The organism is Marinococcus halophilus (assembly GCF_002265875.1).
Taxonomy (GTDB): Bacteria; Bacillota; Bacilli; order Bacillales; family Marinococcaceae; genus Marinococcus; species Marinococcus halophilus.
Map to the genome: position 1 here is coordinate 1 of NZ_NPFA01000046.1, position 1,201 is coordinate 1,201.

The 1,201-nt window shown below is 49.5% G+C and carries 1 protein-coding gene; it reads left to right on the forward strand.

Annotated elements, in window-relative coordinates:
• Positions 1–85 precede the first annotated feature (85 nt).
• Positions 86–1,201 (forward strand): IS3 family transposase gene (locus CHL76_RS16635; RefSeq protein ID WP_094909175.1). Its coding sequence is split into 2 segments (ribosomal slippage), with 1,117 coding nucleotides annotated over them: positions 86–374 and positions 374–1,201; the frame shifts between segments, so codons are not numbered across the junction. This gene is flagged as partial in the annotation.

Below are 1,201 nucleotides of genomic sequence, written 5' to 3' on the forward strand. Positions count from 1 at the left end.
TTAGAGTGACCCCATAATATGAGACAGGAAAAAACACCCCCAACGTCGTATGTAGTATTAACGATGATCTGGAGGTGTTTTTTTGATGGGAACCAATCGATTTTATCCGGAAGAAGTAAAGCGCGAAGTCATTCGTTTGAAATTAGAGGAGCAAACCTCCAACGAGGAACTCATGAAACAATTTGGGATTAMGAATAAATCGCAGATTAAAACATGGGTCCGGTGGTATAAACAAGGAGCCTCCCATCGTCTGGCCCAGCCACCGGGAAAACAGTATACCTTCGGTAAAGGACCCGAAGAGGACACGGAAATCGAGCAGCTGCGAAAGAAAGTCGCMTATTACGAAATGAGAGATGATCTGATGGGAAAGGCGAAGGCCATCGAAAGGAGGTGGTCCCGGAAGTCATCGTCGAAGTGATAGAGGCGAACAGACATGCCTATGGCGTCCAGGAGATGTGTCATGCCTTCGGCATTCCCCGTTCCACCTACTATCGGTGGAAACAACGTTCCAACGAAATTCCRGCCCTGCACCGGACAATTATGGACCTCTGCCGCCGGCACCGATATTGGCTGGGCCACCGCAAGGTGGCGGCCCTTCTGCGCAAAGACCACGGGATCAGMATCAATCGAAAAACCGCCCAGCGCGTGATGCAGAAGTATCAGCTCCAATGCCGGGTCAAGCCGAAGAAACAGGTCCAGCCGACGGGAGAAACCCATCAGACGGTGCCTAATCTCCTTCAGCAGGAATTTACGGCGGACCGTCCCAACCAAAAATGGGTKACGGACATTACGTACCTGCCGTATGGAGAGAAAATGTGGTATTTATCTACGATCATGGATGTATACAATAATGAATTAGTGGCGTATCAGCTACGGGATACGCAAGAAACGAGTCTGGTGCTTGATACGCTGGAAGCGGCCTGTCGAGGCCGGGAGACCTACGGTCTCCTCCTGCACAGTGATCAGGGCTCCCAGTATACCTCGCGCGCGTTTCAGCAGGCAGCCAAAGAAAAAGGCATTATCACAAGCATGTCCCGGAAAGGAAACTGCTTGGATAATGCCATGATCGAATCCTTCCATTCCTCGCTAAAGTCGGAAGCATTCAGCATCCGCGTACGGATGCCCCTTACATCTTCTATTATAGTCGAAAAAGTCGATTCGTACATGTATTATTACAATTACATACGACCATTTACCAAAT